The organism is Bdellovibrio sp. ArHS, assembly GCF_000786105.1.
Lineage (GTDB): Bacteria > Bdellovibrionota > Bdellovibrionia > Bdellovibrionales > Bdellovibrionaceae > Bdellovibrio.
In genome coordinates, this window is the sequence record NZ_JTEV01000023.1 from 18,853 (window position 1) to 45,450 (window position 26,598).

Sequence of the window (26,598 nt, forward strand, 5' to 3'; positions counted from 1 at the left end):
ATTAGGTGCGTCATTAAATTTGCTAACTATTTGGAACCATGATTGTTCTTCTTCTCTTTGCACTGAGCTTAAGCACACCCGCTTCTCCTAATTTGCTGATAAACACATCAATTTTCAGTCAGAAAATTCAGACAAAATGTTCACAACATCTGCCAAAAGAGTCTCACCATGTTGAAGCTTTAAACTCTTTAGTTTGTGGTGAAAAAATCACAGATAAAAATTTGCGCGAAAATCTGCAAAAAACATCGCTGATTCATATCTTCGTGGTGTCTGGTTCGCATCTTCTTTTGCTTGATGAACTCTTAGGCATTTTACGAATTCCATTCTATGTAAGATTTTTCTTTATGAGTTTTTACTCTATACTGATCGGATGGCAGGCGCCGGCGGTACGCGCACTTCTGGGGTTAGGCCTGCGCCGAGTCTTTAAACACTCACGCCTGTTCTTTCCTAGGGATCTCAGTGTGCTTCTGACAGGAGCTGCGGCTCTGATTCTGTTTCCCGCCTGGTGGTCGTCGTGGTCCTTTCTTATGAGCTGGTGCGCGGCTTTAGCTTTAACCACACCCGATGTCTTGCGCATCAAAAGTTCTTGGACACGAGGATTTTTAACACAGTTTTCGATTTTCTTTTTGATGTGTGCGCCGCTGTGGGGAATCGGAAGTCTGCATCCGCTGAGCATCGTCTATAATTTATTTTTGGCCCCGGCCATCTCGTACATACTTTTACCATTAAGCTTTCTGACGGTGCTCTGCCCTGATCTTGTCCCGGCCTTCGATTTCGTGATGGAACTTTTTGCGAAATCTCTGCCGGTGCTTTCTGAGCCCATCTCGCTCACCGTTCGCCCGCCGCCGACAATTCCACTGCTCTGGGGGTGGCTTTTGTTCTGGCACTTATGTTTTCATTTTTTGCGCCTGCATTTATGGCAGGGAAAAGACTTAAGATGAAGTACCTGGTTTTTCTGTTGGTGTTTGCCAGCCCCAGTCTGAATCGGGATATTCCCGCGCGATCTTATTTTGTTGTCTGGAACGTGGGACAAGGGCAATGGCTCACGGCCATCACACCCGCAAGTTGCCATCACTTTGACATGGGCGGCGAATTTTTCCCCTGGCAAAAAATCATCTTCCAGTGTGCGCAGAAAGAAAACTTTGTTTTTCTTAGTCACTGGGATTGGGATCACATCGGCGCTTTGAACCAATTCAAAAACATGACTCGTTTGCAGAAATTATGTATTCAATTGCGTCCCCGTGGCAAAACCTCGGGGCGAAAGGCCCGCTTATTAAGTTCCTATTTAGACTGCCCGGTGCAGTTCAAAGGGGCTGTGTGGTCGACTCAAAGCCCGCGCAACACTAACGAACAGAGTCATGTGATAGCCTTTAACAGCTACCTCATTCCCGGCGACTCCACCTCGGCACAGGAAAAAAAGTGGAGCACCCTCAGCGCTTTTCGGCAAGCTCGCGTCCTGATTCTAGGTCATCACGGCAGTCAAACCTCGACGTCGAAAGAACTTTTAGACTCTTTACCCGCACTTCGCATGAGCGTCGCTTCCGCACGATGGGCACGTTATCGACATCCCCACAGTCAAGTTCAGTGGCGCCTGCAAAAGAAAAAGGTTCCCCTGCTACGCACAGAGGACTGGGGTAACATTTGGTTCGAATAGCGTTTAAGGAGCGATGATGGTCTGAAGCATTTTTTTAATGGCGTGCATCTGTTTTCCTGATTGGGTCATGTAATCAGGCCCGGTAAAACCGAACCAATCCCAACACGCATAGGGGTTGTCCTTGGAAATTTTGGCGGACTGAGGATAAAGAATGATGATGTTGTTCGTTTCCGCCCATTCGTTATAGCCCGCCAAGGACACAAACTTATCTTGAATAAAGTCAGGATTCATTTGGCAGCCATGCAGCGCTATGTGCAATCGGCATTTCGCGCCTTGCGCGCAAGCAGCGGGGACGTACACCCAGCCCTCACCGTAAAGAGGTGTATTTTCATCGCCAAAATCTTTTTGGTTAAACTTTATTAAATGCGAAGATTGAGCAAAGCCGCGAGCCTGAAGTTGGCCATAAGCCGCTTGAAGAATATCCCCAGCAAGATCAAAGTTACATTTCAACAGCCAGGGCAAAAAGCCCATCTGACAAGGATTTCCAGCATTCAAAGTGGGAAAGCCATGCGCGGCTTCAATGGATTTTTCGGTGAAAACTTGCGCAGAAGGAACAAATTGCCGATAAAATTCTTCCAGTTTTTCACCATTTCCAGGATGAATCACACCGTCCTTGGGACTGGCGAAGATATAGATATTTTGACGCTGCAAATGCGCGACGGAATCAATAGCTCCAACCTGTGCCAATCGTTTGACTTCTTCCACTTGCACCAGAGTGTTGATATTTTCCGGCTGCTTCATGCACCAAGTTTGCGCTTTTTGCGAGTCCCCTTCGGCGCACCAATAAATACCGCCAGCCACACTCGCGACCGCGACAAAATCCCGAGAATAGGCAACCCCCATCTGCACCGCCATAAATCCCCCCGAAGACACTCCAGAGATGCTGACGGCCTGCTTATCAATATTGTAAGCCTGCAAAGGCTCGACCTGAGCTGTCGGTGGCTCCGCGCCCTGAAAAGCGAAAGCGAAGGAAATAAAAAGAACGGCCAGAGATGAGTTCATAATTCAACCCCTTGAACTCTTAAAGTCTTGGTGTTCCGCGAGATGTTGTCAACGATACTACGGGATGTTTGCTCACAAGATGTGTCACTTTCCTTTCCTCTTTGCATGGCTTCGTGTTGAAAAGACGGCTTAAGAGAACTTGAGTAAGGACTCAAGTTTGCAAGAGACAACTGTAACGTTTTTCAGGAGGAACAAATGAAAGCTTTATTAATGGTTCTGACGCTGACCCTGGCCGTGCCCTCGGCTTTCGCAGATGGAACTATTTTTTGCACGGGTCTAAGCCCAGACGACGGACAACGCCACGATATTCTTCGGATCGAACCGGAGGATATTTATCTCCTGACCGTCACAGGACAGGAGCGTTTCCTGACTTCGCGAAAGGAAACCACGAACGAATGGATCTTTGGAAACTCGAAGTACCTGGTTACACTCAATCACCCCCGAAAAAACTTCACTCAGGAAGAGCGCGCCACGGGCAACCAAAAAGTCTACACAGACACCCGTTGCCGTTATAATGGCGAGCCTGATGAGGGATGGTAGAAATAAAAAAAGCCCGGTTTCCACCGGGCTTTTACTGTCTTTATTTAAAACTTAGAATTAACCGCGATAAGGTTTGTATTCCATGTGCAGATCTTTAGCGACCGGCTCATAACAAACGTGACCGCCGTATGTGTTAAGACCTTTCAACAACGCCGGAGATTTCGCAACAGCGTCTTCAACACCCATCGCCGCCAACATCGAACCGTAACGAGACGTCACATTCGTAAGAGCGTAAGTGGACGTTCTAGGCACCACACCTGGCATGTTTGGCACGCAGTAATGGATGACACCATCAACTTCGTAAGTTGGGTTTTGATGAGACGTCGGACGGCAAGTTTCGATACAACCACCTTGGTCCACAGCCACGTCAACGACCACAGAACCTTTAGACATAGAAGAGATCATGTCTTTAGAAACAAGAGTCGGAGCTTTGTGACCTGTGATCAAAACGCCACCGATAACTAGATCAGAGTCTTTCACTGAATCTTCGATGTTTTTTGCATTCGAGAACAAAGTCATGCAACGACCTTGGAAGATATCATCAAGGTATTCAAGGCGAGCAGTATTTACGTCAAGGATCGTGACAGAAGCCCCTAGACCCACCGCCATTTTCGCCGCGTTCGTACCAACAACGCCACCACCAATGATCGTGACTTTAGCAGGTTTAACACCGGTCACGCCGCCAAGAAGAATCCCTTTGCCGCCATGATCTTTTTGCAAATAGAAAGCACCGATTTGCGTCGCCATACGACCGGCAACTTCAGACATAGGTGTCAACAACGGCAAAGAGCCATTATCCAACTGGATTGTTTCGTAAGCGATCGCTTTGACTTTGCGTTCAACAAGAACTTTCGTCAATTTAGGTTCCGCCGCCAAGTGCAGATAAGTGTAAAGAATTTGATTTTCCTTCATCAACTCGTATTCGTCTGGAAGTGGCTCTTTCACTTTTTGGATCATGTCCGCTTTCGCGTACACTTCTTTTTTAGTGTCGATGATTTTCGCGCCGGCTTTTTCGTATTGTTCGTTTGAAATACCAGAACCAACACCCGCGTCTTTTTCAACGATGACAGTGTGGCCTTCTTTCACGTACTGGCGTACGCCTGCTTCTGTGATACCTACACGGTTCTCAGAAATTTTAATTTCCTTCGGAATACCGATAATCATATTTGCTCCTGTAAGGTGACATCAAAATCACCTCATTTTTGTCTTTTGTGATGACTCCGGAACTATGCCAGAAAGACCATAAAATGCAAGTCGACCAGGCATCGCTTTAGCTGTCACGTTGCGTAAAGAACTTCGACAGCAACTCCTGCCATTTTACGGCCTTTTTTCCTTACGAGCGTCGCCAAATCGAATAAATCCGATTTAGCGCCTAAAAAAGTGGCAAAGGAGTTGCTGTAGTACATTCGTGCAAAAAACAACGGATGTATTGGAGAAATTTATGAAGTTTTCCGGAGCCTTCCTGCTAGTTCTTTTCGGCTCACTCACTGGCCAGGCGCAATCCACTTCAAGCAGTGTTCCTTGGCGCATCACTCAGCCGGTGTGGACGGAAACCCATGAACGTCAATTCGGAGAGTTTGTCACCCGCATTGGCGATGCCGTTGAAAAAAGACAGTGCTGGAAGGTCGACACCTGCTTGCAAAGCACGGCGAACCCCTATCTGGGCTCGGACCCCGCTGGCTTGAAATATTACGCCGATTGTGCGGATCTCCCCTACTATTTGCGCGCTTACTTTTCGTTGAAAAACGGATTGCCGTTTGCAATGGCCAGTGAGGTGAAACCGAACCCAAGCCCTCAGGATGACCCGACCAAAAAAGTCGACGCGCGCTATTCTGGTTTAGGAAACTACGTCACCAAGCGCTTTGATGTCGCCGCCAAGAGCGGATTATTTAAGAACACCTATACAAACGCGTTGGATGTTTTAAACAATCTTGTCCCCGGCCTGACCTTCTCGGGCTCGTTCCGAATGCTGGGCGATAACGACTCGGAATTTTTCAGCGACTTCTATCCTGTGAAAATCAATCGCGACGCCATCCGTCCGGGAACGGTGATCTATGATCCCAATGGGCACGTGGCGATCGTGTATCGCGTGGCCGACGACGGTCGAGTTTTTTACATCGACGCACACCCTGACAATTCTTTGACTATGGGAATGTACACACCGAAATTTGTGCGCAGCAACCCGGCGCAAGGGGCCGGGTTTAAAAACTTCCGCCCTCTTTCTTTAGTGGATGCGAAAGTAGACTCCTCCGGCAGCTACGTCGGCGGCAAGATCATTGGCGCCGCGAACTCTCAGTTACGACACTATGGCTTGGAACAGTTTTACGGGACCGAACCCGATTCTTCGAGCTGGAGCAAAGGCAAATTTTCCGTTCAAGGCCAACAGGTTCCTTACTATGATTTCGTGCGCATGCGCTTAATGCAGGGTGAGGTTCACATTGATCCTTTAAAAGACATGGCGCAACTGACGGATGATATTTGCGTGAGCCTGAAAGACCGGGTCGAAGCTGTCGAAGCGGCCCGCACGTCGGGCGTTTATCTGAAACCACATCCAGAAAAATTGCCTTTGAATATCTATGGCTCTGAAGGCGAATGGGAAAATTACGCCACCCCTTCCCGCGACGCGCGTTTAAAAGTGGCGTTCGCAGACCTGCTGCTTTCAACCAAGGCCAATATCGAACGCTACAAAAAGCGGGACCCGGCAATCAAGTATAATGGTGGAAATCTCGCCGCCGATCTTTTTTCGATTTATGCGCAAAAAGCTCAAGCCTGCCAGTTTACATATACAACAACCAACGGTCTGATCGTAAAAATGAATTTGGAAGCCGCTCGCCAACGACTGTTTAATATGAGTTTTGATCCCTATCACTGCATCGAGCATCGCTGGGGGGCCCGTCTTGACCAAGAGCTGGCGGCCTGCACGGATGATGAGAATAAACGCGCGTGGTATGAAGCGCAAAAATGGCTTCGCTATCAATCGGAACGTCGTTACGACGCTCGCATGGATTACACCTTGGAGCAACTGACGGGTCCTCTGCCCGGAGCCGGCATTGCCGCCCCCGCAGATGTCGATATCGTGGGATATCTGAAATCGCAGCGCTAACTAAGAAGTGGCGCTTTGCGAGGTGACAGACCGTTGAATCAACTGCAGTTCCGCACAGTTTAAGGAATTGCGTTGTGCGGTTTTTAGGTTGCTTGGAAAATAGGGACAGGACGTACTTTTTTGAAAGGTGGTTCTTCCATGTTGAAAGTGATCGCAGAAAACTCCCAGCATAAATATATAGAAATCCTGGTTGACGGAGATATTAACAAAGACTCGGTGACAGCACTCTTAAGTTTGATGCAACAGCGGATTTCTGAATGGGGCGAAGTCAATATCCTGGAGGACGTACGCGATATCGGCAAGGTGGAACTGGCGGCGTTCTGGAAAGACCTTCGCTTCGGGATCAAGAATATGGACAAATTTCCTCGCGCCGCCATTGTCACGGACATTCACTGGGTGAAGAACATTTCCAACTTTTTAGATCCGATTGTTTCTATGGACATCGAAGTGTTCGCGCGAAAAGATCTGGAGCAGGCCCGCAACTGGTTATCCGGTCTTGAACCCGTGAAGCTCTCATCGTCACCTGAAGATTTGCCGCCGTCTCCTTAGAAAATATCAATATTGATAAGTCACGGAAGTTCCACAACGGTTGGTCGCATGGACAATCAGATTCAGCGAGGCCCAATTTGCAGGCCACGCTGCAGAGTTTAAACAGTCCACCGTGGTGTAGCCACTGGAGCTATCGCCAAAACTGCAGGAGACACTCCCCACCCCGGCGCCATTGTCGAAAATGGTCAAGGCCGCGGCGGCCAACTTCTTCGTTCGGTCAAACAAAAAAGTGGGCGTATAAGCGCTCCAGAAGTTGCAGACTTCGGCCTGCGCATCAGCGCTGTAAGGCGATGTCTCGGCGGGATTCAATTGAAAACTCAGACCCGTACTATCAAAATAGCTATACGTCGCTGTATCCAAGAAATAGACGCGCAGACTTTTGACCGAAGTGTAGGAGGAACGAACGCTTAAAGAAACATACAGATAGCCATCATTTTCAACCAACAGGCCATAAGAGGAAACCAAAGAGCTCTCATCGGATAAGACATACCAAATATAATCACTGGCGTACACCATGGCGGATGGCTTCTGTATTTTAAGCGTGATATTTTGCCCCGGCACCAAGGTCACGATCTGGGCTGTCGACGGATAAGCCAGAGCACTCACGACATTTGAAGACGTGTCCGTAACAAGGGCGCTCGCCGCAGAAGAGTCCGGTGTGTTTGCGCAGTTCTGAAAACTCAACGTGGACACCGCCAATAATATGACCGCTAAAACACGGCTCGCTATTTGCCTCCGCTTCAACATGCTTCCCCCCTTTTTTTGGACAACTGGGCTTATTGTGAGGAGGAAATGTTGCCTGAATATGGAAATCTATGCGGATTGTTCTTTTATGAGACGGCGAAGGGCATTGACCAACTTCATGGATTCAATCGGCTTGGGCACATACATTTCAAATCCGGCATCCAAGGCTTTGGTTTCGGTTTGTTGCGAAGTAAAGGCGGTCAGCGCCATCGCCGGAATGTGCTCTTCCGGCTTCTCGCGCCCGCGCACGGATCTAATAAACTCGATCCCACTTTTTCCGGGCAGCCCGATATCACTGACAATAACATCCGGTTTCATCTGCTTCAGCAGTTCCTGGGCTTGATCGGCATTTTCTGCGGCCACGACTTCGACACCGTACTTCTTCAAGATGAGCTTGATCATTCTGACCGCTTCGGGCTCGTCTTCCACAACCAGGATCTTGCGTCCTCGTAGATCGCGCACATCAAAAGAATCCGTCGATGTTTCGTTTCTCAGATCCCGCCCCTGGTACATCGGGAACTTGAGCGTCACCGTCGTGCCCTGCCCTTCTCCGGCGCTGTGAATCTTCACTTCGCCGCCATGCAGATCAACCAGATGTTTGACAATCGAAAGGCCCAACCCCAGCCCGCCGTACTTCCGGGTAAAACTGCCATCTTGCTGGCGGAAACGCTCAAAGACGTAGGGCAAAAACTCGGGCTTGATGCCCACGCCACTGTCCTTGATATCAACATAAAGATGATGTTCATCCTTTTGCGCCGCCACATCGATTTGACCTTTTTCGGGAGTGAACTTCACCGCATTTGATAGAATGTTCCACAGAACTTGCGTCATTCTGACCGGGTCCGCCCACAGCGAGGCTTCTACAAGTTGTGCCCTGACTTTAATTCCTTTCGCGTGTGCTATATTTTCAATCGACTGCAACGCATCTTTTAGCAAGTCGGAAAATTCAACATGCTGAGAATCCAACGAAATTTTCCCCGTGATGCTTTTCGAAAGATTCACAAGGTCTTCCACCAAACGCAATTGCACCGCCGCATTTCTTTGAATGGCAGAAAGAGCCTGCTCCGTCGTTTCATTCGTTCGCTCCAGCTCTTCAGACAGGATTTCGGCATAACCATAAATAATGCTGATGGGCGTGCGCAGCTCGTGCGAAAGTGTGGCCAGAAATTCATCCTTCAAGCGGCTGAGTTCTTGCAACTCGACGTTTTTATCGGCAAGTTGTTTCGCTATTTTGTCAAGATCCTGCCCTTTGCTTTGCAAAGCCTGCTCGATGACCTGGCGAGCCCGAGAGGCCCGGGCGTGATTGCGAACGCGCGCTAACAGCTCTTCAGATTGAAAAGGCTTGGTGAGATAGTCTTGAACACCTTTGTTCAAAAGCTTTGCCCGCAGAACATCATCCGCTTTGGCCGTCAGTATAATGACAGGAATCGATTGCACTGAGGGATCAGCCATCACCTGTTCAACCAGGTATTCACCACTGTACAATGGCATCATCAAATCACTCAAAATCAGATCTGGCTTATGCTGTCGAGCTTTTTCATACCCGTCTTTTCCGTCAGCCGCGGTTAGACAACGAAACTCCTCTGACAGGATCTCGACGATAAATTTTTGTAAATCCGGACTGTCCTCGACGATCAAAACAACCGGAGCCTCGGGGGGAGCCGCGTCCTGCGACTTCCTTTGAGCAGATGCCTCTGTGCCGCTGGCCATTTGGTCCTGCAAAGTTTGGGAAAGAACTTGAATACTTTTATGGTCAATTTGCGAAACAGCCACTTCGACATTGTCCGGCGCATGTTGTGGTAACAACACTTCGAAGAGAGCGCCCCCTTCGGGAGCCGATCGGACCTCGACCGTTCCTTTCATAAGCTCCACAAAATCTTTGACGATGGAAAGTCCCAGACCGGTGCCGCCTTTTTCCCGATTCATGCTATCTTGGACTTGAAAGAAGCGTTCGAAAATATTCTTGCGCATATTTTCAGGAACACCCGGGCCACTGTCGGCCACCTGCAACTTCACATACGGACGCTCTTGATCTTGCAGCAAAGAAAGACTGCAACGAATCAGCCCCTGGTTCGGAGTAAATTTAAAAGCATTGCCTAACAGATTCAGCAGAATTCGCAAAAACTTTTCGGGATCGGTCTCTATGGGTAGCACTGCGGGAGTTTCAATTGCAAAATGATAGCCCTTTTCTTCGGCCAACGCGGAAAAATTATCCGTGCTTTGTTTGACCAGGGAAGCCGCATCCACGGCCGCATAACGGGCCGTCATTTGGTGCGCATCAAACTTCGCGACATCCAAAAGGTCATTCACCTGGCGCAGCAAAAGCTGGCCGTTTCTTCTGACAAGCTGCAAATAGTTTTTCTGGGCGTCTGTCAAATTGGTATCTTTCAGCAGCTTTTCCACAGGACCGAGAATCAGCGATACAGGTGTGCGCAACTCGTGACTGACATTAGCAAAAAAATGGGTGCGCTGTTTATCTAGGATCGCCAGTTGATTGTTCGCTTCTTGCAGCTCTTTTTCTCTGAGCTCCAAAGCTCTATTCAGCGCTTCCAACTTCTTATTGGTGAGCTGAATTTCCTGGGCGCGTTCCAGCACGTCGGACTCCATCAACCCCACCTTGTTTTTCAACTCTTTATTGATCTTACTTTGTTCCTGTTCGTGTTTGCGCAGTCTTACAAACTCGGTGACGTCTTCAACTTTATGAATGATATAAAGCAACTTTCCATCTTGACCGAAGAAAGGCACGTTGATGGGACTCCAGTAGCGTTCTTCATAAACTCCATCAGGTCGACGGATATCATATTTTTGCACGGCCATTGTGGACGGCTGCAACGTGTCCACGACCTGTTGCAGGGAAGAACGAACATTGTCTTTGCCGGTGGCTGCAGAATCCTGCGGGTTTTCCGGAAAAACATCGAACATGTATTTACCTAGAACTTTATCGCGCTCTAAAAAAGTCGACTGAGCATAGGCATCGCTCATCGCGACCATGTGAAAATCAGGCGACAGGATCAGATAGAGACCGGGGATTCCCTCAAAGAGTGCTCGAAAATCGGGTTCATTTTTCTTTTTCATCGGAACACCCCACATAGACTCGCGAAGAACAAAAAACTGTTTGCTACTTCAAGTCTAATGCGAGGACAATGAGGGATAATTAAATTATCAGGTAATGTGTAATCTTACATTAAAGCGGAACAGTCCACCCTGTATAACGCTGAACCTCCTCAGAGATATCAGCACCTAATTCAACGTGGCGATAGCTGGAGGGAGAGTCCCACACTTTTTTGACCAGCTTGTTCATGATATCGTGACCCGCTTTATAAAGAACAACGTGTCCCATTAAAGGCATTTCTAAAGTAACCAGATCACCCAAAGCATCCAAAGCTTTATGGCGCACGAATTCATCATCCCAACGCAGGCCTTCGGGGTTGATGATTTCTAATTGATCCAAGACGATGCAGTTATCCAGGCTTCCACCCTTTGCCAGGCCCCGGGCTTTTAAGGCTTCCACATCTTTCATAAAGCCAAACGTGCGGGCGTGCGCGACATCGCGTCCGAAGGATTGTTCGTTGATATCAATATCAATCGTCTGTTTGCCGATTTTAGGATGAGGAAAATCAATGGTCACAGTCAATCGCAGACCATGATAAGGAACCACGTAGGCGTGTTTTTCGCCTTCGCTGAAATAAATGGGCTCTGTGATATAACAATATTTGCGCGGCTGATCCTGCTCGACAATTCCTACCGCCAAAAGCGCCTGAAGAAAATCACGAGCGCTGCCATCGCCGATGGGAATTTCCGGTCCGTCCAATTCAATAAATAAATTATCAATGCGCAAAGCTGAAAGTGCCGAAAGGCAGTGTTCAATTGTGGCGACAGAAAAAGCCGGGCCACCAATCGTGGTTTGATGCGACGTCGCTTGGACATTGCGAGCTGTCACTTTCAAAGACGGACTGCCGGGCAGATCCGTACGAATAAAGTAAACGCCCGTATCCGGTGGTGCCGGTCTGAAAGTCAATGTGCAAGGATCCCCTGAATGAATCCCGATTCCCTGTACCACCGTTTTTTTACGAATCGTTTTTTGTAAGAACATACTAGTTAGACATTACTCTAACTAGCTGTTCTTCGCAATGCGGATTTGGCCGACAATATCGCCCTTCCAATTGGTGACTGGAGCCAGTGTGTATTTTGCTAAGGCTTTGAATTCCGCCTCGTTCAACCCGCCAAGCTGCAACAACAGAGAAGCCGTGGCCGCCTGAGCGGCGCGAGCCGCGCCGTCTAAAGCCTTTACCGCAAAAGCGAGACGCTTTTCAGGAAGGACACCGCAAAAAACTCCTTCAGCACCACTCTTCACAATCGCACGCCCTTGTGACTTTTCAATCACAGCTGTGGCGAAATTGTCACTGCCAGAAAGATAGAAAGGAAAATTCTTAACCGCTCGCAAAATGCGCTCTGCCGCGGCTTTGCGGGCCGGTGTTTCTTTGGGGTTGATCAAAGCCGACATTCCCACCGCGATAGACTGCAAGGGCACAGCGTAGGTTGGAATACCACACCCATCCACGCCGTGCGGGACTTTGGCGTGATCGATCTTCATAGTCTCAGTTAAAACTTTGCGCAGACGTTTTTGCGCGTTGTGCTCGTAGTTTTCATAACCTGTGGGATCTTCCCCCAGATGCAGGCAGGTTGTGATGATCCCGGAATGTTTGCCCGCGCAGTTGTTGCATAAAACCGTGGGCTTTTGCCCTCGACGAGTCAACTCATTCGCGGACGCTTCGTCATAAGGCATGTGCGGGGCACAGATATACGCACCCTCTTTGATTTGCACTTTCTCCATCCATTGACTTAAAGCTGCCAGATGATCTTTTTCCCCGCGATGAGAAGCGCAGGCCAGGGCAATGTGTTTATCTTCAAGTTCATATTTATCAGCGGCGCCAGATTCTATAAGAGGCAAAGCCTGAAGCATTTTAATCGCACTACGGGGCATCGTTAAGAACTGCGGATTGCCCCAATAATTTGTGACACTGCCAATCTCGTTTGTGACAACGATCATCACTTGGTGCAAGCTTTCCACGACAGGACCTCTTAACACCTCAACCACTAAAGGTTGTCTTAACGCCATAGCTACTTCTCCGATAATACCGAATTCTTTGCATACTCTGTGATCACGCGACCACGAGGAGTTTTCTGAATGAATCCTTCTTGGATCAAGAAAGGTTCATAGACCTCTTCCAGAGTGTCTCGCTCTTCACTGAGCGCCGCAGCCATTGTATCAATTCCTACGGGTCCCCCGTTATACTTTTCTTGGATCAGGCTCAAAATACGACGGTCCATAAGGTCCAGTCCAAATTGATCCACTCCCAACTGATTCAAAGCGTAGACCGCGATATCTCTGGAAATCGTGCCATTACCTTTGACCTGGGCGTAGTCACGAACACGCTTTAAAAGACGATTCGCCACACGCGGCGTCCCCCGCGAACGACGAGCGATCTCCTCCGCTCCTTCCTCGTCAATTTTCACTTTGAGAATTTCTGCGGATCGAATCAAAATTTTCTGAAGCGCATTTTTATCATAAAACTGCAGACGTTCGACAATTCCGAATCGATCTCGGAATGGCGGATTCAAAAGCCCTGCTCGCGTTGTCGCTCCCACCAAAGTGAACGGCGCCAACTGAAACTTCATCGAACGCGCACCCAATCCCTCGCCCGTCACGATGTCGATGTAATAGTCTTCCATGGCGGTATAAAGATACTCTTCCACGTGTCGGCTCAAACGATGGATCTCATCGATGAAAAGCACGGAGTGCGGCTTGAGCGACGTCAAAACCGCCGCTAGGTCGCCTTTCTTATCGATCGCCGGGGCCGAGGTCATTTTGATTTCGGCCCCCATGTCATTGGCAATAATTTTTGACAGAGTGGTCTTTCCCAATCCCGGAGGGCCACACAACAACACGTGATCCAAAGATTCGCCGCGATGTTTGGCCGCCGCGACGAAGACTTTTAATTTTTCTTTGACGTCCTCTTGCCCTGGAAAATCTTCGAAGTGCTGGGGCCGTAATTCATTTTCCCAGCTCTTTTCACCTTCGACCGGATCGCCTTCAAGGATGCGACTCATGATAGACTCCCCGACAAGGTTTGCAGACCCTTACGAACGCCGTCTTCCAAAGAAATATCGTTAGGCAGAGAAGAAACAAATTGATCCACCAACTGAGATTTGTAACCCAAATTCAACAGCGCAGAAGTGATCTGCGTGTGACTTTCGGATTTGCCTTTGATGGTCTCTTCGATAGAAACAAGCTTGCCCTTTAAAGTCAGGATGATCTGCTCGGCGGTTTTTTTACCTACCTTGGGCAGACCCGATAAAGCCTTGGCATTCCCCGCCTCAATCATTTCCTGAATCTGCGCCGGGCGTCCGCCAGAAAGAATACTTAAAGCCATCTTCGGCCCGACGCCATTGACCTTCAACAGAGACAAGAAAAGATTTTTTTCATCTTTAGAGTGAAAGCCGAAAAGCTGCAATGCATCTTCCCGGACGTGGGTGTGCACCCAAATGATGATGTCTTTCCCCAAAAGTGTCTGCAAATCCCCTAAGGTGTTTGCCGATGCATGAACTTCGTAACCCACTCCCTGAACATCAATCAAAGCGGCGTCACTTAAGACTTCAATAATTTTTCCACGTAAATAACCGATCATAAACTCACCGCTCTTTGCAGGATGGATTTCTTTTTAATTTCAAATGCATGATGACAAGCCATCGCCAAAGCATCTGAGGCGTCGATGCGATTGATCACTTTCAGATTCAAAATGGCTTTTAAAATCGCCTGCACGTCTTCTTTGCTGGCCGCCCCGGTCCCCGTGACACCTTTTTTTACGACCCGGGTCGCGTATTCAAAAACATCCGAACCGCCCAAACCCGCTTCGTACATAACAACGCCCCGGGCATGTCCCAGCTTGAAGGCACTGTCCGCATTTTTTCCCAGAAAGATTTTTTCAATCACAACCTGGTGCGGTTGGTATTTGGTCATGACTTCGCGAAAGGCGGCGCCCAGCTCTTTCATCCGAAAAGGAAAGGACTGTTCGGCATCCAGTAAAATCACGCCGTGATTGATGTGCTCAATCCGTCCATTTTCCACTCGGATGACTCCGAATCCTGTAATGCGAGATCCCGGATCCACTCCGAGAATTGTCACTGACATTTCTACCACCAATTATTTTTAGGACACTTTATTCTTTGAACAATAGATTCGTGCACTTACTAGAGGATTTTAGTGAGAAGTATTGCTTAGTCAATAAATCTGAAATACTATTTCCATAGAGCATTTAAAAACTCAGTCGCAGACGCGATACCAGGAGCACCGGGCATTGATGAAAATAGATGCAAGCACCATTGAAAAGTACCAGCAGATTCTTGAGAAAGATCCTAATTCTCAGGTTTTCGCTCCGCTGGCCGAGGCTTATCGCGAAATGGGCTTGCTTCCGGAAGCTAAAAAAACCGTGACTGCGGGCGTTCAACGCCATCCGCAATTTGTGGGCGGTCTAGTCACCTACACAAAAGTGATGCGCGACCTGGGCGAGCTGAGTAAGGCTCTGGACGCGGCAAAGCGGGCCACTTCTTTATCTCCAGAAAACATTTTGGCGCATCAACTTCTGGCGGAAGTGCAACTTGCCAGCAAGAACCCGAAGGAGGCTCTGAAAGCCTTCAAGATGGTCTTGTTTCTTAATCCCAACTCGAAATCCGCGCAAAAAGCGGTGCAGAAGTTAGAGTCCTTGACGGCCGATGAATATGACGAAGAAGTCTTCGCAATGACGAAGCTTCCAGAAGTCCGCCTGAATGAAGGCCCGGCGCCAACACCGAAGAAGGACGACGTGATGGTCGCAAGACCCGTCACTCCTTCCTCACCAAATAAGGCGATGGAGCGCATGCTGTCTTTGATCGATGCCTTTATTGTGCGCAACGATCTTGAAAAAGCTCACGCCCTTTTGAAAGACACGCGCCTGGAGTATGGTGATCATCCGGAAATTCAAAGACGAATGAAAACGCTTCAAGTTCGCTATAACGATTCTGACGAAGCGACCCCCTTAAAACCTTTGGTGCATCGAGAACAGTTGATTCGCGAGCGTAAGCTGGAAGTTCTGCAAATGATGCTTCGCAAAATTGAAGAGTATCGCCTTTAATTCTACGCAGTCACGACAACAAGGCTCCGCAAGCCTCAGCGGCGCGCTCTTGACGCACAAAGACCTCTCGCTAAAAAATGAGGCTAGCCTTTCATTTCCCAGGTGCGACTGTTGACCAAATACAGCCATTTGGGCGAATATAGCTCCTCTGCATTTACAATTTAAAAGGATTAAACATGTACGAAACGTCCGATTTTAAAAAAGGTCTTAAAATCATGATCGAGGGGAAACCCTATGTGGTTGTTGATTTCCAACACGTCAAACCTGGAAAAGGAAATCAGTTCACACGCACGAAATTGCGTAACATGCTGACCGGCCAAAACCTGGAGTCTACTTTCAAATCTGGAGAGAAATTCGAAGTTCCTAACGTTGAAAATAAAGAAATGACGTTCCTTTATAAAGACGACTCGGGTTACAACTTCATGTCTCCTGAATCCTATGAGCAAATCGCGATGTCTGAAGAAGACTTGGGCGACTCTAAGTACTACCTGACTGAGAATTTGAAAGTTGTGATCTTGTTCTACAACGAAAAAGCTGTGGCTTGCGATGTCCCTAAAGCGGTTAATCTGATGGTGGCTAAAGCGGACCCAGGTATCAAAGGCGACCGCGTAACTGGCGCGACCAAACCTGCGGTGATGGAAACCGGCCTTTCCGTGAATGTTCCCTTGCACATCAATGAGGGCGACATTCTTCGTATTGACACCGCTTCCGGCGATTACGTCGAGCGCGTCAGCCAAAAATAACTAACGCCTAGTATTAAGTCTCCGCAACCACTCGTTTTTATCGCAAAATAAGAAGGATTTGGTCGCGGAGGCTTTTCTTTGTCCACATATGTTGAATTAGAAATTCAGAATTTGCTCGATGAAGGCACGGACCTACCAAAAGTGGCCGAGCAACTGATTCAAAATTTAGAATCCTCCGCCGAGGGACTTACTCTCGACAATATCACCTCCTTAGCAAAATTTTTAATTCAAGCACAACAACCGCATCTGCTGATCGAATTTATTTTACGCCACATCGACAACGAATCCTTCCCCATCCCCTGGCCTTATTTTCTGGAAGCCCTGGGCGCCGTGAGCTCCGAATTGGACGAAAAAACCGTCAAGGCGTTATTGGAAGGAATTTCCGAAGACAGCGCGGAATCAGAAGCGGGTCGTTCCCTAGCTTTACAAGGCGCGATCCCTGAATTGGGCGAGTGGCGCGGCAATCGCAAATATAAAATTCACAAGGACTACTTAAACAACAAACGCCAACTTCTGGATCAGTTGATCACACTGCGCACGCAACAGCTTTACGAGCAAGAAAAACACCTTTTACAAAGACTGCAAAAACTTTATCCCGGTGATGCGGAAATTCGTGCGGAAGTAAATGAGCACAAACAAAGATACGCGCTTGAGATTTTACAGCGTCGCACGCCGAAAGCTCGTCAGTCCAAACCTGAGGACTTCACGCCGAAAGATCCCGAAGTGGAAAAGGCCATGTCGGCCTTAATGCAAAGTCTGCATGAACATGCGGCGGAAAATCCGGATATGGCTTTTGATTTTGCCGTGGCCGCTTTTATGATGGAAAATTATGAAGCCTCGTTGTCTTTGCTTTCCATGAGTGAAGAAACCGATGCTTTAATATGGTTCCGTTTGGAAGTGTTGTTGAAGTGTCGTCGTTTTGTCGAGCTTTTGAACGAACTGACTCAGGCTGAAATCATTTTTGCGCATGAACCGGAGACTTTTTTCGCCACGGCTTATCTGCGTGCCCAAGCTCTTTGGGGGTTGGGGCAAAAACACACGGCAATAGAAGTGATGGAAGGTCTGATGGCCTCTCGCCCCCACTACCGAGCCGCAAGTGCTCTTTTGAGCATCTGGAGCGGTCAGTGAAAAGAGCGTTTTGGATTTTGATCACGCCCCTGGCAGGTTTTTTGGTTTTATGGCTGATCGGCTCAATGCTTATTGCGCCGAAACTGGAAGCCTGGGCTCTTGACAAAATTCAGACTTATTCAGACACCTCGTTGCCCGTCAAAATTCGTGCGGAAAAACTACAACTGAAACTTTTCAAGCCGTCTTTGGCTGTGGAAGGAATTCGGGTCGAGGCGAAAGACGAACTGGCCGAAACACTGAAACCGATCCGCGTCGGCAGCGTTCGGGTCTTCGTTGATTTCTTTCATCTTCTGAGCGGCAGGGTCACCTTGTCGGCCGTCGTCGTCGAGTCCCCCGACGTCGAGGTGAACATTGATCCTTTCATCAAGAGCAAAACGCCTCCGAAAGAACTTCCTTTGGATGCTTTGTTCAATCAGTTGGAACAACTTCCGCTCAATCGTCTGTTTGTGCAGAATCTTCACCTCCGCATCACTTCCAAAGAACTCAAGCTTCAAGGCGAAATTCAAAGTGGCGATCTGATTACGACCAATATGGGGAAACATCTGACGGCCAAAGCCAATGTTCCTCAATTGAATCTGCATCTTGAAAAACTTGGACATTTTCAAGGCTCACTGGACACCCATCTGTATTTGACTCGACAAAGTTTACGCATCATTCAGTTAGGACTGCGTCTGGATGAATCTGAAGTTCTGGTGCGGGGCGAACTGACGCGCTTTCAGCGTGTCACCATCAAACCTTCGGGTCTTTTGGATGTGTCTGCCCGCATTCATCTAAGTGATCTCCATACAGAGCTTACAAAAATTCGACCTGATTTGAAAATCCCCCCTTTTGCGGGCGAAGTCAGTTTGGATGCGGAAGCCCGTTTTGATGGTTTAGATGATGTGCGCGGAAAGGCTGACATCAACACCCGCGCCTTGACGGTGGATCAATTCCAATTGGGGGATGCTCGCATCCAGGGGGAATATCGCGATAGAAAGATTTCTCTTTCAGAAATGCGCGTCCAACATCCCGCCGGCGAAGCGGTGATGACGAAGTCCCAAATCACCGTGGGTCAGAACTTCGACTTTAAGACCCGCATTGCTGTGCAAGATTTGGATCTGCAAAAACTGTTTGTCAGTCTGAATCTCAGTGACATCCCCGTGGGTGTCGGCCTTCAGGGTGAACTGCCCTGCGAAGGACATCTTCAGCCAAGCTTTGAAGTCGTTTGTACTGAGGCTAACCTGAAGGCGGAAAAACTTTGGGTGAAAGCGTCTTTGGCCCCGAAAGCCACTGAAATTCTGGACGTCGACAGCTTGAGTGCTCAGGGCCAAGTCAAAGTCACCACTGCCGCGGTCTCATATGCCGCGATCCTCAAAGTGGGCGACAGTGTCGGCACCACCGATGGCGTCATTGATTTTGCCAATGGCTTCAAAATTAATTTTAAAACTGACAAACTAGATTTTAAGAATGTGAAAAATCTGGCGCACCTGAAAATGGAAGGTGTCGCCAGCATGGAAGGCAGCACTTCCGGAGATTCCCATGCGGCGGTCTTCGATATGAAGGTCAATGCCCGCGAATTCACTTTCGAAGATTTTTACCTAGGCAATTTGCTGTCCCAATTGAAATACCGCAACGGCCGTCTGATCTTTGAAGATTTGGCTGGAGCCATTCGCAAAACCCAGTATTTGGGCGATCTTGAAGTCAATCTGGATAAAAACACTTTGCACGGAGAATTTAGCATCCCCACCGCAGAACTTCCGGATGTGGCTTCGGTCTTCACGCGCATTTATAAATTCCCCATTGATGTGCAAGGACAAGGCTCGGCCAAAGCCAAAGTTCACGGACCGCTTAATTTCTGGAAGATGAATTATGAAGTCCAATCCGCTTTTAAAAACGTCAGCGTCGGTCCTGAAACCTTCGATAGCTTGAACTTCAACGTCAGCGCCCTTGACGGCAACATCCACGCTGACAAAGTATCCCTGCAACGCGCAGGCTCGACTGTGACGGTCCAAGGTGGTATCAGCTCGACCCAGATTTTAAATCTGAATGCGGACGGAAAGAACTTCAAACTGGAAGAGTCCGACACCATCAGCAGAATCAATTCTAGCATCGCGGGTAATCTTAATTTTGCTGCGGAGTTAGCGGGACCAGTTAAAAATCCCCAGGTGCTTTTAAAGGGAGCTGTCACAGATTCTTTCTTTGAAGACCAGGAAATCCCTAATTCCAATTTCATCGTCCGTCTTAACCGCGACACTCTTTTTACGCAACTGAGCCTTTTTGGCGGCAAAGTCCAAGGTGAATTCCAACTGCCCTTTGAAAAAGGTCGCGCGCCTTTGATGGTAAAAATGCAAACCCGCGACTGGAACTATTCCACCCTCTTGGGATTAATCGGTGGCGCCAACCTTGCCAGTGAATACCACTCGTCGCTCACCTCTACCGTGGATCTGCGTTCAGAGAGTGGCGACATCTTTAAGTCGACGGGAAAAGTGCACATCGACACTCTGGAGCTTCGCCGTGGCACTTTGAGTTTAAAAAATCCTCAGCCCGTGGATATTTCGACCGACAATGGCACCGTGGTTATTCGCAACTTCCGGCTGGAGGGACCAAATACCGAGATGGCCATTCGTGGTGAAAACTTCAACGCGCAAAACATGAATATTGCCGTCAGTATGAATTCGGATCTGCGCCTGATGCATATCTTTATGCCTTTCCTGGAAGACCTGGGCGGCCCGATCAAACTTTCCACGAAGCTGACCGGCTCTGTAACCAAACCGCAAATCCTGGGAACTCTGAACGCCAACAACACCTATCTAAAAATAAAAGGTTTTCCGCATCCGCTGGAGCGTTTGAACGTGGACGTCGTGTTTTCCCAAAGTCGTGTGATGGTGAACTCGATTCGGGGAACCATTGCGGGTGGGATTTTGACAGGCGACGGTGGTATCGTGATCAATGAAATCAAAGATATTCCGACGACCATTCGCCTGCGCTTGGAAAATGTCACCATGAATGTTCCGGAAAAAGTGCGCACCAACGGCAATGCCGATCTGGTTTTTTCGGGACGATGGTTCCCCTTCACCCTATCGGGAACTTACGTCGTCAACAGCGCCTTGGTTGAAAAAGAATTCACCGAAGAAAGTGGCGGCGCCACGGGCGTCAAACAAAGTTATTATCTTCCCAAAGTGATCCGCGAAAGCCGCTTCGAACCGGTTCTTTTAGATATCAGTATCGTCATGAATCGCAATATCACTGTTAAGAACTCTCTTTTAGATGGAGCGGTCAGCGGGAATCTGCAAGTCAAAGGCCCGCCCACCAATCCTGTGCTTTTAGGTCGCATTAACGCCGAAAAGAACACCAAGCTGATTTTCAAAGATAAAATTTTTCAGATCAAAAACGGGACTATTGATTTCACGGACCCCGAGGAAATCAATCCCAGTCTTTACATTTCCGCCGAATCGCGAATCAATGAGTACGACATCACACTACTCGCACAGGGAACCGCCAAAAACCTGACAATTCATCTGAATAGCATTCCCCCGCTACAAGAGCAGGATATTATTTCTTTGATTGCCTTAGGGGTGACGACCTCGGCAATGGACCAGAATGTCCAGTCGCGAGAACAAGCACAACAATTAGGCGCAGAGATTGGCGGCGCCGTGCTGGCCAAACCTATTAATAAAACGATCGAGGCCACCGGCTTCAGTTTAGCGGTGACATCGGAATACGATTCCACTCGTAACATCAGCGTTCCGAAAATCACCTTAAGCCGCAGTCTTTCCAACCGTGTGAAGGTTTCTGGCAGCCGTCCGGTGGGGAACTCACAATCCTATGATTTAAAACTGGAATACCTCATCAACAGCAACTTCACCGCCGTGGGATCTTTTGAAAGTCGCGGCAATGAGGATGATACGACTTTGCAAACAACGCAGCCGGCGACTCAGAGTATTTTTGGTCTGGATCTAGAGTTCAAAAGGGAGTTCAAATAATGCTTCCGCAAAAAACTCTTCTGTCCCTTTTGCTATTTGTTTTTCTGACGACCGGGGCGCAGGCGCAACCTAAAAAAATGTTGCGTTATGAAACCTTGCCAACAGAGGTGCAAACCGATCTGGTCAAAAGATTTCCGCAGATCGAAAAAGAGCCCCTCAGTCTGGATCAGCTTGATGATATTATCCGTTATCTTCAATTGAAGCCCGAATTCGAAAATGTGCGGGTGCTGGATGACGGCAATAGTTCTCCGTTCCGGTTGGATTTTCAGCGCACGCGAACGATTTCAAAGATCACCATCGAGGGAATCTCAAGTATTTCTGAAAATGAAGCCGGAAGTGTTTTCGGCGTGAAGGCCGGGGATGTTTTTGATCAGCAAAATCTGATTGAAGGCGGCGAAAAGATTCGTCAGCTTTATGCCGAACGTGGTTATCTGAATGCGGTGGTTGACATCGCGATGCCGGCCGAGTCCGCAGATAAAGTCTCGGTGGAAATCAAGGTCACGGAAAACAAGCAGACGCGCGTACGCAATATTGTTCTGCAAAGCGCGAATGAAGCCCTGAACCGCGATCTGGGCAAACAACTGAAGGGCTTTTTAAAAGATCCTTACACAGAAGCGACGCTGAATGAGCTGCAAAAAGACGCCCGGGAATTCTTAAAAGAAAAGCGCTATGTCCGCGCGGATTTAACGGGCCCGACGACTGATTTCAGTCCTGACGAATCGGAAGTGACACTTATTTATCGCGTGGAAAAGACGGAACGCTACACTTTCGAATACGAGGGAGTTCGTCTTTTGCGCGTGCGCGACATCGAAAATGCTCTGGATCTGGATAACTACTATTCGGCCAGCCCGACGATTGGCTCTGAATTGGCACAGAAGATCCGCGGCTATTATCTGGGCAAGGGACATGCCCGCGCCGAAGTGCGAGCGGAAGAACACGAAGGGCGCGATCCCTTCCATCGTCGTATTGTTTTTAAAATAGATGAAGGACCGCAAATCAAAATTCAGGCCGTCAATATTACGGGTCGCATCAGCAAACGTCCCCGCTATTACGTGAATTTTATTGAAGAACACAGCTCTAAAATCGTCGACAAAGGTCTTTATAATAAAGAGGACTTCGACACCGGCGTTCAGAATCTGATTCTGGAACTGCAAAACAATGGCTATCTGCAGGCCAAACTGATTTCCACCCGCACGCAATACAACCGCGAACGCGACGCCGTCACTTTGCACGTTAATTTGGATGAAGGCCCGCTGACCCAGGTGGAAGAGGTGGAGTTCAGCGGCAATAAGGACTTTTCAGATACCGAGCTGCTTGCGGTGACGGGCTTGCGTCCCGGAGCTTTGCGCCTGGGGCAGATTGAACTGGCGATCACCCGACTCAAAGAATTTTATCATGAGCGTGGTTATATCGAAATGCTGCTTTTGAATGAAAAGCAGGATTTGGTGACTTACGACCAAAGCAACACCAAGGCCTCTTTGCACTTTAAAATTTTGGAAGGACCGCAGGTGCGCGTAGCCTCCATCGTGCTTGAAGGAAACTCTTTCACCCGAGATTCCGTTCTGTTGAAGGAACTGGAATTTAGTGAAGGTGATTTGGTGACGCCTTATAAAGTTCAGGAATCCATTGCCCGTCTGCAAAGAACTGGATTTTTCAGCACGGTAGAAATTCACACTTTGGAAGAAAAAACCAACGTCGCCAATCGCACCGTCGTCGTGAACGTGTCAGAGCGAGACCCCGGCCTTTTGACATTTGGTGCGGGAGCCACGAATGAAAGAAAGCTGACCCTGCGTGGATACGCAGGTATCGCCTATCGCAACATTATGGGCACCGGGCGCGGAGCTTCGTTGCGGGTGGAAGGAAATTATAACATCGCGGATTTAAAGTATCTGGAGCACAAAATCGTTTTCGGATATTTAGAACCCTATCTTTTAGGCTCGCGTTTGCGCGGTCGTATTAATATCACCCGTTCTACGACTGTGACTGATTATGAAATCCATCAGGCCTCTGAGGTCAACTCTACGACGTATTCGGTGGAAAAGGACTTCACCTCGCACGTTTTAGGGGTTTGGGATGTCTGGTCACTGGCGACCATTCGTGACTTTGGTATCGACAACGTCTATCCGTTCCCGGAAGATGAACAGAACATCGCCACAACCGGTCCGACGTTGGATTTGGATTTCCGTGACAATCCTTTCAATCCAACGAAAGGAAACTTCACTCGTTGGAACGCCGAATACTCAGCTCCTTTCTTGGGAAGCACAGGAACCATCGAATACTGGAAAACCACACTGAGCTTTACGCACTACACGTCGCTGTTCAATATTCAAAAACAACCGGTCGTGTGGGCAAACCAGGTGCGCGGTGGTTATCTTCAAAACCTGAGCAGTCGCAATGATGGTGGCGTACCTTGGGATAAAAAAGGATTTACTTTAGGGGGCCAATCCACTTTGCGTGGTTATGAAGCCGGGACTCAGGAAGTCTTTCCGAATCGTGACGACTTGGGACTTTCTGATAACGAAAAAACCTACTACCTGAAAACAGAAGCCGTGATGTATTTGGTGAAGTCAGAGTTCCGCTTCCCCGTTTACGGCAATCTAGGCGGAGCCGTCTTCTATGATGGCGGCTACGTCAAAATTAAAGATTTGGATTTTGCCGACTACTATCGCGACTCTGTCGGGTTTGGTATTCGCTATAACACGCCGGTCGGTCCTTTAAGTCTGGAGTGGGCATGGAAACTGGATGCTCGCCCTAATGAAGAACCTTGGCGCTTCCATCTTTCAATCGGTACCTTTTAATTAAGAATCGGTTTGCAACGGGCAATGACTAGATAAGCTGCGGTCTTGCCCTCTTTCAACAAGGGCATTGCATACAACACACGCACACTCACAGCCAGTCTTTCCAAGGAAGCCTTTTCAATCAGAAGATGCTCTTCCACATCAATCTCTAAGGTCTTCTTTTCACCCGTGATTATCGACGTTAAAGTTGCAACCAGCTTGGCCGTCACCTCTGGATCTCGCTCATAAAGATGAATCCAGGGCCGCGTATAGATGTCTTCGATAGTGTAGCTCGCATATTGAAAATAACTGAAACTTCTAAAAAGCTGAATATTGGACAGATTATAAATCTCGGTCAGATATTCGTTCTGCACGAGTTCTAAAATCTTTGGGTCGTATTGGTATCCATAAAACTGGAGCGCCTTACGGACAAATAGTGAGGCATCCTTGATTTCGCCCCCCACGTCATGAACGGACTTGCAGATTCTGATATAGTTCTCAAGGTTTTCCACGGCATGGAGCTGTTCGGTTTCAGAAAGCTGCCGGAAATAAGGCAAAGAATCCTGACTGTAAGGACGAACGACAAACCCCTCTTGTTCGATCACTTCACAAAGCTCTTCACTGAACGTTTTGAATTTGGCGATCGCCGAAGATGCGACTTGTAATGAATCCATAAAACACGAACCAGATTTCGCGACGATTTAAAAAGAAAAGACCCCTTTTGTGAGGGGTCTTTTAATATTACAAAATTCTAAAAAACAATTAGCGCGCTTTACTGCCCGCGAATTTACGACGCAAATCTTGCGTCACTTCCTGGATTGTAGCGTTCAACGTGACTTCGAATAAATCATCCGCTGACACCTTATAAAGTTCACCCAGCTTTTTAAGAGCGTTGATCGGCGGGTGAGAAACACCACGTTCCCAGTTAGAGATAAATTGAGGAGTAGAATAACCCAATTTATCAGCTACGTCTCTTTGAGAAAGCCCTGCCGATACACGTTTTTGTTTTAGAAAGTCTGCAAGCATATTTTTTTGTCTCATGTGATTCCACCTACGATATCGTTAGCTTAAACACAAAGGATATACTGTGACAAGTATATTTAGTCCGTAAACAAATACAGTATACATTGTCGGAAGTAAATTACTTGGTGTTTTTTTACAAAATCTTCCTTTGAGATCAAAGTAATTTCATGTTTTCATTCCATCATGCACAGGAAATGACCGCCATGGAAAAGACGCAACATAGCCTCTGGACAGAAAAATTTCACATTACAAGTTTGCTAGTGAACCCCTTAGGTCGCTTGGGACTTTACGGAGCCCTCAACTTGCTTCAAGAAACCGCTTGGATGCATGCAGAAAAATTGGGCTTCGGTATGAGTGACATGGATAAAGATGGCATGTTCTGGGTGCTAACGCGACAATCATTACGCATGAAAACATGGCCGCGATTTGGGGAAAACATCAGTGTGCAAACATGGTTACGCCCTCCTGAAGGGGCCTTTGTCGCGCGCGAATTCGCCCTTCTTGACAGTCAGAACAACGAGATCGGCCTGTGTACGACCAGTTGGTTGGCGTTGGATCGGCGAACAAAAAAAATCCTGCCTTCGCAACAGTTACGTGACTGGTCTGCCCTTACACAATCCCGAGCAACAGGTCTGATCGCCGAGAAAATTCCCGTGACCGGCGAGTATGAGAAATTGGCGAAGTACCGGGTTCGAAATTCTGACCTCGATATCAACCAACACGTAAATAATACGAAGTATGCGCAGTGGATTTTGGATGCGATTCCCTATGAACTTCACAAAGCTTTGCGGTTGAAATCCTACTCGGTCAACTTTCTGGCGGAAACCCATCTTGGGGACGAAGTTCAAGTGGACCGCAGCTGCTCCTCCACCTCGGTGGAGATTGCGTCCGAAGGCAGCACCGCGTATCGCGGGGTTCGCTTGAGTGATGGCAAAGTTTTATTCACCGCTCTTCTGGAATGGGAGAAACACTCATGAGAACGCTCACGCCTTTTACGGCGACGGCGCAGACGAATCTGTTTAAGATTCAAGCCGAACTTCAGGCTGTCGCTGATAATGTTTTTCTTTTGCTCTTTGATATTCAGGGACCTGGCGAGCGCATTCTTTGGCCGACGCCTGCAATCATCGAATCGCGCCAAAATGAACTTTGGAAAACGACCTGTCTAGAGGCCTTCCTTGCCGAGGGCCCCGCCGCAACCGACC

At 48.2% G+C, this 26,598-nt stretch carries 22 protein-coding genes and 1 pseudogene; 12 read left to right on the forward strand and 11 right to left on the reverse strand.

Going from position 1 to position 26,598, the window contains the following annotated elements; all coding sequences use genetic code 11:
• Window positions 1–38 precede the first annotated feature (38 nt).
• Both OM95_RS13090 and OM95_RS13095 read left to right on the forward strand, forming a co-directional pair.
• Window positions 39–941, forward strand: a complete 903-nt coding sequence (locus OM95_RS13090; RefSeq protein ID WP_041874748.1) for a ComEC/Rec2 family competence protein — start codon at window positions 39–41, stop codon at window positions 939–941.
• A complete protein-coding gene (locus OM95_RS13095) occupies window positions 938–1,654 on the forward strand; it encodes a hydrolase (protein ID WP_291516360.1) in 717 nt (238 codons plus the stop codon). The genes OM95_RS13090 and OM95_RS13095 overlap by 4 nt, the downstream gene beginning before the upstream one ends.
• A gap of 3 nt (window positions 1,655–1,657) precedes the next feature.
• On the opposite strand, the gene OM95_RS13100 is transcribed toward OM95_RS13095, so the two are convergent.
• Window positions 1,658–2,656, reverse strand: a complete 999-nt coding sequence (locus OM95_RS13100; RefSeq protein WP_041874703.1) for a PHB depolymerase family esterase — start codon at window positions 2,654–2,656, stop codon at window positions 1,658–1,660.
• Between the two features lie 195 nt (window positions 2,657–2,851).
• Between OM95_RS13100 and OM95_RS13105 the strand changes: the two genes are divergently transcribed.
• The gene (locus OM95_RS13105) at window positions 2,852–3,196 is read left to right on the forward strand and encodes a hypothetical protein (protein ID WP_041874706.1); all 345 of its coding nucleotides are present in this window, start codon (window positions 2,852–2,854) and stop codon (window positions 3,194–3,196) included.
• Between the two features lie 57 nt (window positions 3,197–3,253).
• Here OM95_RS13105 and ald read toward each other — a convergent pair whose 3' ends face one another.
• Window positions 3,254–4,360 (reverse strand): alanine dehydrogenase, encoded by a 1,107-nt coding sequence (gene ald, locus OM95_RS13110; protein WP_041874708.1) that lies wholly within the window; start codon window positions 4,358–4,360, stop codon window positions 3,254–3,256.
• A 277-nt stretch (window positions 4,361–4,637) separates the two neighbouring features.
• Between ald and OM95_RS13115 the strand changes: the two genes are divergently transcribed.
• Both OM95_RS13115 and OM95_RS13120 read left to right on the forward strand, forming a co-directional pair.
• Entirely contained in the window at window positions 4,638–6,299 is a 1,662-nt protein-coding gene (locus OM95_RS13115; RefSeq protein ID WP_041874753.1) for a hypothetical protein, read from the forward strand.
• 138 nt (window positions 6,300–6,437) lie between these two features.
• A complete protein-coding gene (locus OM95_RS13120) occupies window positions 6,438–6,848 on the forward strand; it encodes an STAS/SEC14 domain-containing protein (RefSeq protein WP_291516365.1) in 411 nt (136 codons plus the stop codon).
• A gap of 6 nt (window positions 6,849–6,854) precedes the next feature.
• On the opposite strand, the gene OM95_RS13125 is transcribed toward OM95_RS13120, so the two are convergent.
• The 7 genes from OM95_RS13125 to ruvC form a co-directional block, all read right to left on the reverse strand.
• Complete coding sequence (locus OM95_RS13125; RefSeq protein WP_041874713.1) at window positions 6,855–7,595, reverse strand: hypothetical protein; 741 nt, start codon at window positions 7,593–7,595, stop codon at window positions 6,855–6,857.
• A 66-nt stretch (window positions 7,596–7,661) separates the two neighbouring features.
• Window positions 7,662–10,667 (reverse strand): ATP-binding protein, encoded by a 3,006-nt coding sequence (locus tag OM95_RS17350; protein WP_291516367.1) that lies wholly within the window; start codon window positions 10,665–10,667, stop codon window positions 7,662–7,664.
• 109 nt (window positions 10,668–10,776) lie between these two features.
• Window positions 10,777–11,685: a UDP-3-O-acyl-N-acetylglucosamine deacetylase gene (lpxC, locus tag OM95_RS13135; RefSeq protein WP_041874715.1), complete on the reverse strand. Its 909-nt coding sequence runs from the start codon at window positions 11,683–11,685 to the stop codon at window positions 10,777–10,779.
• 21 nt (window positions 11,686–11,706) lie between these two features.
• Complete coding sequence (locus tag OM95_RS13140) at window positions 11,707–12,711, reverse strand: asparaginase (RefSeq protein WP_041874717.1); 1,005 nt, start codon at window positions 12,709–12,711, stop codon at window positions 11,707–11,709.
• A 2-nt stretch (window positions 12,712–12,713) separates the two neighbouring features.
• Window positions 12,714–13,703: a Holliday junction branch migration DNA helicase RuvB gene (gene ruvB, locus OM95_RS13145; protein WP_041874720.1), complete on the reverse strand. Its 990-nt coding sequence runs from the start codon at window positions 13,701–13,703 to the stop codon at window positions 12,714–12,716.
• Window positions 13,700–14,281: a Holliday junction branch migration protein RuvA gene (ruvA, locus tag OM95_RS13150; protein WP_041874722.1), complete on the reverse strand. Its 582-nt coding sequence runs from the start codon at window positions 14,279–14,281 to the stop codon at window positions 13,700–13,702. The genes ruvB and ruvA overlap by 4 nt, the downstream gene beginning before the upstream one ends.
• Window positions 14,278–14,784, reverse strand: coding sequence for a crossover junction endodeoxyribonuclease RuvC (gene ruvC, locus OM95_RS13155; protein WP_041874725.1), 507 nt, complete (start codon window positions 14,782–14,784; stop codon window positions 14,278–14,280). The genes ruvA and ruvC overlap by 4 nt, the downstream gene beginning before the upstream one ends.
• 169 nt (window positions 14,785–14,953) lie before the next feature.
• Between ruvC and OM95_RS13160 the strand changes: the two genes are divergently transcribed.
• The 5 genes from OM95_RS13160 (at window position 14,954) to OM95_RS13180 (ending at window position 24,394) form a co-directional block, all read left to right on the forward strand.
• The gene (locus OM95_RS13160) at window positions 14,954–15,763 is read left to right on the forward strand and encodes a tetratricopeptide repeat protein (protein WP_291516372.1); all 810 of its coding nucleotides are present in this window, start codon (window positions 14,954–14,956) and stop codon (window positions 15,761–15,763) included.
• Window positions 15,764–15,939: 176 nt separating this feature from the next.
• Entirely contained in the window at window positions 15,940–16,506 is a 567-nt protein-coding gene (gene efp, locus OM95_RS13165; RefSeq protein WP_041874730.1) for an elongation factor P, read from the forward strand.
• A 78-nt stretch (window positions 16,507–16,584) separates the two neighbouring features.
• On the forward strand, window positions 16,585–17,634 hold the full coding sequence (locus OM95_RS13170; protein ID WP_041874732.1) for a hypothetical protein: 1,050 nt from the start codon (window positions 16,585–16,587) through the stop codon (window positions 17,632–17,634).
• Window positions 17,631–21,596, forward strand: a complete 3,966-nt coding sequence (locus tag OM95_RS13175) for a translocation/assembly module TamB (RefSeq protein WP_041874735.1) — start codon at window positions 17,631–17,633, stop codon at window positions 21,594–21,596. The genes OM95_RS13170 and OM95_RS13175 overlap by 4 nt, the downstream gene beginning before the upstream one ends.
• Entirely contained in the window at window positions 21,596–24,394 is a 2,799-nt protein-coding gene (locus OM95_RS13180) for a POTRA domain-containing protein (RefSeq protein WP_041874737.1), read from the forward strand. Before OM95_RS13175 ends, OM95_RS13180 begins: the two co-directional genes overlap by 1 nt.
• Here OM95_RS13180 and OM95_RS13185 read toward each other — a convergent pair.
• Window positions 24,391–25,047: a hypothetical protein gene (locus tag OM95_RS13185; protein WP_291516368.1), complete on the reverse strand. Its 657-nt coding sequence runs from the start codon at window positions 25,045–25,047 to the stop codon at window positions 24,391–24,393. The two genes, OM95_RS13180 and OM95_RS13185, sit on opposite strands and share 4 nt — an antisense overlap.
• An 88-nt stretch (window positions 25,048–25,135) precedes the next feature.
• Window positions 25,136–25,414, reverse strand: coding sequence for a helix-turn-helix transcriptional regulator (locus OM95_RS13190; protein ID WP_063204459.1), 279 nt, complete (start codon window positions 25,412–25,414; stop codon window positions 25,136–25,138).
• 149 nt (window positions 25,415–25,563) lie between these two features.
• On the opposite strand from OM95_RS13190, the gene OM95_RS13195 reads away from it, so the two are divergent.
• Together OM95_RS13195 and OM95_RS13200 are read left to right on the forward strand one after the other, a co-directional pair.
• Window positions 25,564–26,373 (forward strand): acyl-ACP thioesterase domain-containing protein, encoded by an 810-nt coding sequence (locus OM95_RS13195; protein WP_291516371.1) that lies wholly within the window; start codon window positions 25,564–25,566, stop codon window positions 26,371–26,373.
• Window positions 26,370–26,598: pseudogene (locus tag OM95_RS13200) on the forward strand (hypothetical protein); the annotation flags it as partial. The gene OM95_RS13195 and the pseudogene OM95_RS13200, both read left to right, overlap by 4 nt.